Raw genomic sequence first — 9,474 nt, 5'->3', positions numbered from 1 at the left:
GGATCGGGCGGTGCGGATGGCTTTTCGGAGGATCTCCTTCGCGTCCTCGGGTTCGATGCTTCCATGCAAGGGATAGGGCTGAACCGGGCCACTCATGCGCCTATTGTCGCAAAGGTTCGGGCAAGAAGTGTCCGGCGTGCCGTCGTCGGACGGAAAGGTCCGGAACGCGGAGCGCGCGAGGGGCGGCGGCGGGGACGGTGGTGTGCCGGGCGGCCGGGCCCGCTCGCTGGACCGCCGTACCGGTTCGGCCTCCCTGCTGGTGCCGACCGACCAGGTCGTGATACACCCTGTCCACCAGGCCTCACTTCGGTGATCCTGGTGCTCGAAGGCACGACGTCTCGGGCTCTGCAGCCGAGGACGGACGATCGATGGGCACGGGAATCATGACCAACAAGCTCGCGCGCACCTGGAGCATGTCGAAACCCTGGCCGGTGACGCTGCGCGAGGACGCGACCGACGGCAGCGTGGTGCTGCGGCCCCTGCGCCGCAAGGACGGGCACGCCTGGATGACGCTGCGCGCCCGCAACGCCTCGTGGCTCGAACGCTGGGAGGCGACCTCCCCGACCCCCGGCACCGGAGGGGGACCGCCCACGTTCGGCGAGTACGTGCGCATCCTCTCGGCGCAGGCGCGCGCCGGCACGACCCTGCCGTTCGCGGTCGAGCTCGACGGCGAGCTCGTCGGCCAGCTCACGGTGTCGAGCATCACCTACGGGTCGCTGTGCTCCGCGAGCATCGGGTACTGGGTGGGCGAGCACGTCGCGGGCCGGGGCGTGATCCCCACCGCGGTCGCGATGTCGGTCGACTACTGCTTCCAGGTCCTCGGGCTGCACCGCATCGAGATCAACATCCGCCCCGAGAACGGTCCGAGCCTGCGCGTCGTCGAGAAGCTGGGCCTGCGGGACGAGGGCGTGCGCGAGCGCTACCTCCACATCCAGGGCGCGTGGTGCGACCACCGGACGTTCGCGATCACGACCGAGGAGGTCCCCGACGGGCTCCTGACGCGGTGGCAGGAGCGGCGCCGCGAGACCCCATAGTGCATGGTCCGGTCGGGGAAAAGGACCGACACGCCGTCCGGCGTCCGGGTGCGCACCTGGCCGCTCGCCTACGGTCGGCATGTGGAATCGACGACGGGCTCGGCAGGCGTGGCAGTCCTCGCCCTGTTCGTGCTCTGGTTCGCCTACTACGTGCCGCACCGCGTCAAGCAGCGTCAGCAGTTCCTGGACTCCCGGGTGGAGGACAGGTTCTCCGGCTCGCTCCGGGTCCTGGGCGTGTCGTCGGGGCGACGTGAGCGCGGCGACGCGCGCGGTCACCTGGCCTCTGCCGAGGGCCGTTCCCTGCTCCTGGGGCCGGCTGTCGCCACGGAGCCGGACGTCGGGCTCGTGCTCCGGGTCTCCGACGTCGGCGCGAGCGCACCGCGAGAAGTCCAGCAGGTCACGGCCGGGGGCAGCACCGGCCACCGGCCGCCGTCGAAGGAGGGGCCGCAGACCATGAATGCCGACGTCCGTGCGGGAGACCCGCGCCCGTCCATCCCGCCGGGGCGCCGCGCCGAGGGCGGGTTCGACGACCCGTTCCCGGAGCGCAAGAAGCCCTCGCCGTCACGCATCGCGCTGCTCGAGCGCCGCGCCAAGGCCGCACGGCGTCGGCTGGTCCTGACGATCCTGCTGCTGCTCGCGACCGCGGGCGCGTGGGTCGCCGTCGGGTTCGGCCTCGTGTCCTGGTACGTCGCAGCAGGCCCGACGGCGGCGCTCGTCCTGGTCCTCGTCCTGGGACGCCAGGCGGCGCTCGCCGCGCGCAGGGCCGACACGGTGTGGCTCGCGGACCGACGCGCGGCCGCCCGGAACGCCGCACGCGCCTCGCGGGGGCCCGTCCAGGGCAGCCCCGTGGCGCCCCGCAACGTCCACCCGTCGCGCGTGACCGGCCACGCCGTCCGGCCCTCGCAGACGAACACGCAGATGATCCCGCGCGTCACGCCCGCCGACCTCGAACGTGGGGCCGCGCGCGGCCGGGACCGGCGGCCCTCGACCGGCTCGACCGCTCGCGTCGACCAGGAGTCCGACCTAGCGCGCCCCCGGAGCGGCGCGAGCGGCGGCGAGCTGTTCGACGACCGGGACCGTGAGGAGCCGGGTGCGGTCGAGGTCGTCGCGACGGTGGCGGCTCCCGTCCAGGCCGTGCCCGACGACGTGGCCAGACCCGAGCGTCCGGCGCGGCCGACCGACGGCGAACCCGGCGGCGCCTGGGAGCCCGTGCCGGTGCCGCGGCCGACGTACACGATGAAGCCCACGGCCTCCGAGACCGGCGTCCCGCCGGTCCAGGTGGCCGTCCCCGTCGCGCCGCTCGCCTCGCCGCGTCCTGCCTCCGAGGCGACGCAAGCCGGGGTGGCGGTGCCGACCGTGCCGACGGTGCCGACGGTTCCCGCCGTGCCCGCGACGGCGCGCCCCGCCTCCCCGCCGGCGGGCGACGAGAAGAAGCCCAAGACCGAGACGCTGGGTCTGGACCTCAACGAGATCCTGGCCCGCAGGCGCGTCTCGGGCGGGTAGGCACCCCGCGGGGGAGCCGCGAGGACGACGGATTGTCGAAGCACTCGGATCAGGTGCTAATGTTGACCTCGCTCTGGGGCTATGGCGCAGTTGGTAGCGCGTCTCGTTCGCAATGAGAAGGTCGGGGGTTCGAATCCCCCTAGCTCCACCAGGCACAAGGCCCGGAACCTCCAAGGTTCCGGGCCTTCGTCGTTCCCGGGGTCGCCCGCTCGCGGGGCCGCCGGTGCGCGCCGGCCCGGGTAGCGTCGCTCCCCATGGACACCTCCGCCCCCGTCTTCGTCGCCGGTCCCGCCTCGTGGAACGAGCTCGTCTACCTCGACGCCCTGCCCGAGCCTCGTTCGCAGACCTTGTTCGCCGAGCGGCACCGGGCGACCGTCGGTGGCACGTCCGCGGGCAAGGCCCTGAACCTGCGCGCCCTGGGACGCGGCGTCGTGCTGCGCACGGTCCTGGGGTCCGACGACGTCGCTCCCCGTGTCGAGGACGTCCTGCGGCAGGCTGGGGTCGCGCTCCTCGTGGAGCCGTCGCCGGACGGCCGGACCGAGCGCCACCTCAACCTCATGGGCGGCGCGGGGGAGCGGTTGTCGATCTACCTCCAGGCGCCGGGAGACGTGCTCCCGGGCCGGACGTGGGACGCCGCGGTCGCCGCGCTGGCGGCTGCCCCGGCCGTCGTGATCGATCTCGCGGCACCTGCCCTGCCGCTGCTGCGCGAGGCGCGACGCCTCGGCAGGGACGTGTGGTGCGACGTGCACGACTACGACGGCGAGGCCGAGTTCCACCGCGAGTTCGTCGAGGCGGCGTCGTTCCTGTTCCTGAGCTCGGACCGGCTCCCGGGGTACCGGGCCTTCATGGAGGCCCGCGTGGCGGCCGGTGCCCGGCTCGTGGTCTGCACGCACGGTGCGCGCGGTGCCAGCGCCCTCACGGCGGACGGCGGGTGGATCGACGTGCCCGCGGTGCCGGTCGAGCGGGTCGTGGACACCAACGGCGCCGGTGACGCGTTCTTCGCGGGCTACCTCGACGCCCACCTGAGCGGCGCGGGGGTCGCGGAGGCCCTGGGCGAGGGTGCCCGTCGCGGCGCGCTGTGCGTGCAGAGCCCGGACCTGGCGCCGCTCGACTGAGGACGCCGCCCGCGAGGAGTCAGGACCCGGAAGGCTGCACGCACTCGATCGCGCGGCCGTTCACCTCGTGGACGCCAGGGCCGAGCTCGGCGCACTCTCCCATGAGCCACACGAGGGTCGCGGCCCAGATGACGACGGCCACGATCACGAGGAACGAGACCGTGATCGCGGCGACCGCCCACCAGTTGGTGAGCCGTGCGCGCCGGGACCGCACGAGGCCGACGATCCCGAGGACCAGGGCGACGGGGGCGAGCGGGACGGACAGCACGAGCCCGACGACGCCGAGCGTCTTGCCGGGGTTGTGGACGACGGGCTCGGGGTGGGTCACGGGAGTCCTCGGGGTAGGGGTGGTCGGGCGGCACGGTGGCCGACCCCAGTATCCCGGACGGTGCCTGCGGACCGTCCGCTCGCGAGGGCTCGTGCCCGCCGCGGGAGCGGGAGGGCCCGGGAACGCCCGTGGGCCCCGACCGGCGAACGGTCGGGGCCCCGCCGGGGAACGGGGGGGGCCCCACGGGCGTTGCGGGGGCGAGGTGCGTCACGGGCAGACGACCTGCTGGCCCTCCCAGACGACGGTGTCGCCCGACGAGACGTTCTCGCAGGCCTCGAGGAGGTCGGTGACCGCCGCACCGCCTGCGACGAGGAGGACGATCCCGACGACGATCGAGGTCACGAGGAGCACGGCACCCACGATGATGCCGGCGAGCGCGATGCCGTTCTTGTAGCCGGCCTTCTTGGACTTGCTCAGCGCGACGATGCTGAGGATCAGGCCGATGAGCGACGTGCAGCCGAGGATCGAGAGGACGAGGCCCACGATGCCCAGCGTCTTGCCGGGGTCGGTCGCGGGGGCCTCGGCGCCGTAGCCCTGGGGCGCGGGGGCCTGTGGTGCGCCGTACTGGGGGGCCTGGGGGGCGCCGTACTGCGGGGCCTGCGGTGCGCCTCCGGCCGGTGCGCCGTACTGGGGCGCCTGGGGTGCCTGGCCGGCCGCCGGGTCCTGCGGGGTGCCGTAGGGGTCGGGCGTGCCGGACGGGTTCTGCTCGGGGTTGGACATGTCGCTCCTCGTGGTGCGGGCAGGGATCGCGGCCCAGTATGTCGCGCCTGGTGATCGGGGACAACGGCCGTCTGCGCCGTGTCGGGAGCGGCGTCGTCGGGCTCGCGGCCGGAGGACCGGATGTGAAGGTCTCGTGGCGCCGACGAGTTGCTCGTGGACAAACCTACGCTTGCGTAGGTTGTGGGGGTACTGTCGTGACGTTCACGACGAAACCCCCCGTCGGATGTGCGCCCCAGGGTGCCGCCTCGGCGACCACAGAGAGGCCACCCCTTGACGCTCGACGCCACCGCTCCTGGTCGCACCCAGTCCCCCCGCGAACGCCAGGTCAGCGAGTTCACGGCCCTCACCCGGACCGTCCAGGAGCTCGGCCTCATGCGCCGTCGCTACGGCTACTACTGGACCAAGTTCGCCCTCCTCCTCGGCCTGCTCGTCGCGACGGGCGTCGCGTTCGTCCTCATCGGCGAGTCCTGGTGGCAGATGGGCATCGCCGCGCTGCTCGCGGTGCTCCTGACGCAGACCGCCTTCCTGGGGCACGACGCCGCGCACCGCCAGATCTTCCGCTCGGGCGGCTGGAACGACTGGGCGAGCCTCGTGGTCGCGAACCTCCTGGGCGGGCTGTCCTACGGGTGGTGGCAGCACAAGCACTCGAGGCACCACGCCAAGCCCAACACGCGTGGTGGTGACCCGGACATGATCAACGGCGTCCTCGTCTGGGAGACGGAGACGCTCACCGAGACCAAGAGCGGGCTGCGCGCCTGGTTCGCCGCCCGCCAGGGCTACCTGTTCTTCCCCCTGCTCCTGCTCGAGGGCCTCAACCTCCACGTCGCCGGGATCAGGACGATCTTCGGCCGGGGGCCGGTCAAGCGCCGTGCCGTGGAGATCGCGTTCGTGACGCTCCGCCTGGGCGGCTATCTCGCCGCGGTGTTCCTGGTCCTGCCCGTCGGCATGGCGTTCGCCTTCCTCGGGGTGCAGCTCGGTCTGTTCGGGTTCCTCATGGGGGCGTCCTTCGCCCCGAACCACAAGGGCATGCCGACCGTCGCGCCGGACGTGAAGATCGACTTCCTGCGTCGCCAGGTGCTCATGTCCCGCAACATCACGGGCGGACGGTGGGTCGACGTCGCGATGGGCGGGCTGAACTTCCAGATCGAGCACCACCTGTTCCCTAGCATGCCCCGGCCCTCGTTGCGCAGGGTCCGTCCCATCGTCAAGGAGTTCTGCGCGGAGCGCGGCATCCTCTACACCGAGACGACCCTCGTGGACTCCTACCGGATCGTGGTCCGGTACCTGAACCGGGTGGGACTCGCGGCCCGTGACCCCTTCCAGTGCCCCATGACGGCCCAGTACCGCTCCGTCCGCTGACGCCACGGGACGTTCGCGGCAGGGCGCCCGACGCGCCCGAGGTCCACGAGGTCGCCGACGCGCCGACGCTTCGGCGTGGCGCGCGCAGTAGGGGATGATAGAGGCGTGAATTCACGGAAGGCCCGATTCGTCCTGGTCGCCTCGTCGCTCGCGCTGACGACAACCCTCCTCGCAGGGTGCGCCGACCCAGGGGCGGTGGACGACGACGGCGGCACGACGGCGGCAGGGGAGCTGCGGGCCGTCGCGGCGGACGGCCTCGCGCCGGTCCTCGTCCTGGGTTCGAGCGACCCTGCGGAGCTCGCGCTCACCGCGAGCCAGGCCTTCTTCGCGGCCGCACCGGTCGTCGTCCTGGCCGCCGCCGACGACGCCCAGGCGCAGGACGCCGCGGCCGCCGCGGCGCTCGCCCTGCACGCGCCCGTCCTGCTCACGGGCGGCGCCATCGCCGACAGCGGGCTGGCCAAGGAGGTCGAACGGCTCGGGGCGGTGTCTGCCGTGGTCGTCACGCCGGACCGCGCACAGGCCGCGGGGACCGACGGGACGGCGGCCGTGGCGCCGACCGTCGAGGCCGTCCCGGTGGCCTCGGACGAGGACCTCGCGCGAGACGCGAAGCGTGCCGTCGAGGCGATCGACCCCGGTCTCGACGCCGTCCCGCTCGACGCGGGCGCGCTCGTCACGACCCCCGCCGGCGGCACGGAGATCGACGATCGCGACCTGTCCGACGTCCAGGACCAGCTGCCGAGGACGGCGGTCCCTCGCCTCCTGACGGAGGTCCTGGCGCTCGTCGACGAGGCGCCCGGTCAGTCGGCCGCCGTCGCGACGGCCCAGGCCGCGGGTGTGGTCCCGCTCGCGGTGGCCGGCGGGGACCCGCGGGCGACGAGCGAGTCGGTCCAGGCCATGGCCAGGGCGAAGGCGTTGGCGGTCGTGGGGATCGGGGAGTCGTTCGGGACGGTCGACGACCTGACCGCGCGCGTGCGTGCGGCGGAGACGGGAGTGGAGCTGGCAGGTGGCGGCCAGCTGGTGTCGACGGGCAAGCGTTTCGTCGTGCTGCCGTCGACCACGGTCCCGTCGAGCCCGAGCAGGATCGCGGAGATGGTCGAGAAGGCTGCGTCGCGCGCGGAGCCGTACGTCGAGGTCGCGGTGGCCTCGGGCGAGGCCGACCGGACGGCGACGGTCCCGACCGTCGAGCTCGTCGTGACGGAGTCCTCCGGAGCCGCAGGCCGGGACGGGAACTACTCGACCGAGCTCGCGGTGGAGGCGGTGCGTCCCGCGGTGCAGGCGGCGCTCGACGCGGGTCAGCACGTGCTGCTCGAGATCCAGCCGGGTCGTGCGCCGTTCGTCGACCAGGTGGAGCGATACGCGGACCTGCTCGCGCTGCCCGGGGTGGGGGTATCGCTCGACCTCGACGCACGGCGTGCGGGCGGCGTCGTCGCGCGGGACGGTGTGGTCCCCGCGGAGGAGATCAACGACGTGGTCTCGTACCTGTCGGGGTTCGTGAGGTCCCGGGCGCTGCCGCAGAAGATGCTCGTCGTGCACGCCTCGACGCCTCGGTCGGTCGTGGACCTGGGGGCGGTCACCACGACGGACGGTGCGGTGGCGGTCGTGGTGCACTCGGACGTCGCTGGTTCGGTCTCTGCGCGCACCAGGGCGTGGGACGCGCTCACCGTGGGTGCGCCGGCGTCGCTCGGGTGGGGGTGGACCGACCTCGTCGGGGAGGTGACGCCCGAGCGGGCCGCGACCACGGAGCCGCTCGCCCCGGCGCCGCTCCTCGTCGTCGTCGAGTAGTCGGCGGACCCGTCCGCGCGTGGGGCGTGGGCGGGTCTTGTCCCTGCCCGTCGGGCCGGTTACGGTATGTCGGCCAGCACAGCCGAATCGATTCGACACGGGTCGGGTCGAGACACCACGACGACGAGGTACCCCGATGGTCGCCATCATCCCCCAGCCCCTGCACATCGAGTCCCCGGCAGGGGGAGGCGCGCTCCCGCTCGAGGGGACCGTCCTCGTCGCCGGGCCGTCCCCCGCCGAGCAGCGCGTCGCCGCGTACGCCGCCGACGTCCTGACCCGCGCGGCGGGCACGCCGGTCGCGGTGGCGCCCGCCCTGCCCGACGATGCCCCCGCCATCGTCCTGCGCCTCGCCGAGGACGCGGGGCCCGCAGGGGCCACGAGCCCCGAGCGGCACTCGATCGAGGTCAGCGAGGCCGGCGCCGTGCTGACGGCCGTCGAGCCTGTCGGCCTGTTCGACGCCGTGCAGTCCCTGCGCCGCCTCGTGACCGAGGGCGAGCGCGGAGCCGAGGTGAGCGCCGTCGTCGTGCACGACGCCCCGCGCTACGCCTGGCGCGGTCTCTCGTTCGACGTCGCCCGCAACTTCTTCCCCCTCGCGCAGCTCGAGCTCGTGGTCGACGTCCTCGCGTCGTACAAGCTCAACGTCCTGCACCTGCACCTGACCGACGACCAGGGCTGGCGCATCGAGACGCCGTCGCGCCCCGAGCTCGCCAAGCTGTCGTCCGACACCTCGACGAGCGGCAAGGCCGGCGGTCACCTGAGCCTGGCCGACTTCCGCCGCCTGCAGGACTACGCCGCGGACCGGTTCGTGACCGTCGTCCCCGAGATCGACCTGCCCGGTCACACCAACGCCGCGACCGCCGTCTACGGCGAGCTCCGGGCCGACGGCGTGCCTACTGCCAAGTACGAGGGGATCGAGGTCGGCTTCTCCCAGCTGACGTACGACCTGCCCGCGACCGAGCCCTTCCTGCGCGACGTCCTCACCGACGTCGCCGCGATCACCGACGGCGACTACATCCACGTCGGCGGCGACGAGGCGCTGACGCTCGGGGCCGAGGAGTACGCGAAGTTCATCGGGCTGCTCGAGGAGATCGTGCTGGAGACCGGCAAGAAGGTCGTCGCCTGGCAGGAGGCCGCGCAGGCCGAGACCCGACCCGAGACCCTCGTCCAGTACTGGGACAACCGCGTCGACAGCGCACCGTTCCTGGCCGCGGCCGAGCGCGGGTCGCGCTTCATCATGTCGCCCGGCAACCGTGCCTACCTCGACATGAAGTACACCGCGGAGTACCCCCTGGGCCAGGACTGGGCGGGCCTGATCGAGCTGCGCACCGCGTACGACTGGGACCCCGCGACCGTCATCGAGGGTCTGCCCGCGGACCAGGTCGTGGGCGTCGAGGCCGCGATCTGGACCGAGACGCTCTCCACCCAGGACGAGGTCCTCGCGATGCTGCTGCCGCGCCTGTCCGCCGTGGCGGAGGTCGCCTGGACCGCGCCCGAGCGCAAGGACTGGGAGGACTACCGCCGCCGTGTCGTGACCGAGGCGGCGACCTGGCGTCGTGACGGGCTCGCGTTCCACGAGACGCCGCAGGTCGACTGGGCGTAGCCGCCCGTGCGCCGAGCAGCCGGCCGTGGTCCG

The 9,474-nt window shown here is 73.3% G+C and carries 8 protein-coding genes and 1 tRNA gene; 7 read left to right on the top strand and 2 right to left on the bottom strand.

The window, feature by feature from the left end; all coding sequences use genetic code 11:
• Positions 1-413: 413 nt before the first annotated feature.
• The 4 genes from H9623_RS05335 to H9623_RS05320 all read left to right on the top strand — a co-directional run bounded on the left by H9623_RS05335 (position 414) and on the right by H9623_RS05320 (position 3,652).
• Positions 414-1,034 carry a GNAT family N-acetyltransferase gene (locus H9623_RS05335; protein ID WP_193719037.1) on the top strand — a complete coding sequence of 207 codons (621 nt, stop codon included), beginning with the start codon at positions 414-416 and terminating at the stop codon, positions 1,032-1,034.
• A gap of 81 nt (positions 1,035-1,115) precedes the next feature.
• Complete coding sequence (locus H9623_RS05330; RefSeq protein ID WP_193719010.1) at positions 1,116-2,537, top strand: hypothetical protein; 1,422 nt, start codon at positions 1,116-1,118, stop codon at positions 2,535-2,537.
• A 75-nt stretch (positions 2,538-2,612) separates the two neighbouring features.
• Positions 2,613-2,688: transfer RNA gene (locus H9623_RS05325), tRNA-Ala, on the top strand.
• 103 nt (positions 2,689-2,791) lie between these two features.
• Positions 2,792-3,652 carry a carbohydrate kinase family protein gene (locus tag H9623_RS05320; protein ID WP_193719009.1) on the top strand — a complete coding sequence of 287 codons (861 nt, stop codon included), beginning with the start codon at positions 2,792-2,794 and terminating at the stop codon, positions 3,650-3,652.
• 19 nt (positions 3,653-3,671) lie between these two features.
• Here H9623_RS05320 and H9623_RS05315 read toward each other — a convergent pair whose 3' ends face one another.
• A complete protein-coding gene (locus H9623_RS05315) occupies positions 3,672-3,980 on the bottom strand; it encodes a hypothetical protein (RefSeq protein ID WP_193719008.1) in 309 nt (102 codons plus the stop codon).
• Positions 3,981-4,187: 207 nt separating this feature from the next.
• Positions 4,188-4,700, bottom strand: a complete 513-nt coding sequence (locus tag H9623_RS05310) for a DUF4190 domain-containing protein (RefSeq protein ID WP_193719007.1) — start codon at positions 4,698-4,700, stop codon at positions 4,188-4,190.
• A gap of 270 nt (positions 4,701-4,970) precedes the next feature.
• On the opposite strand from H9623_RS05310, the gene H9623_RS05305 reads away from it, so the two are divergent.
• The 3 genes from H9623_RS05305 to H9623_RS05295 all read left to right on the top strand — a co-directional run bounded on the left by H9623_RS05305 (position 4,971) and on the right by H9623_RS05295 (position 9,441).
• Entirely contained in the window at positions 4,971-6,059 is a 1,089-nt protein-coding gene (locus H9623_RS05305; RefSeq protein ID WP_227748185.1) for a fatty acid desaturase family protein, read from the top strand.
• Between the two features lie 105 nt (positions 6,060-6,164).
• The gene (locus H9623_RS05300; RefSeq protein WP_193719006.1) at positions 6,165-7,841 is read left to right on the top strand and encodes a hypothetical protein; all 1,677 of its coding nucleotides are present in this window, start codon (positions 6,165-6,167) and stop codon (positions 7,839-7,841) included.
• 136 nt (positions 7,842-7,977) lie between these two features.
• Entirely contained in the window at positions 7,978-9,441 is a 1,464-nt protein-coding gene (locus H9623_RS05295) for a family 20 glycosylhydrolase (RefSeq protein WP_193719005.1), read from the top strand.
• Positions 9,442-9,474: the final 33 nt, after the last annotated feature.

The organism is Oerskovia douganii (assembly GCF_015142735.1).
In the GTDB taxonomy this organism is placed as follows: domain Bacteria; phylum Actinomycetota; class Actinomycetes; order Actinomycetales; family Cellulomonadaceae; genus Oerskovia; species Oerskovia douganii.
This window is presented reverse-complemented; position numbering and strand designations above follow the sequence as displayed.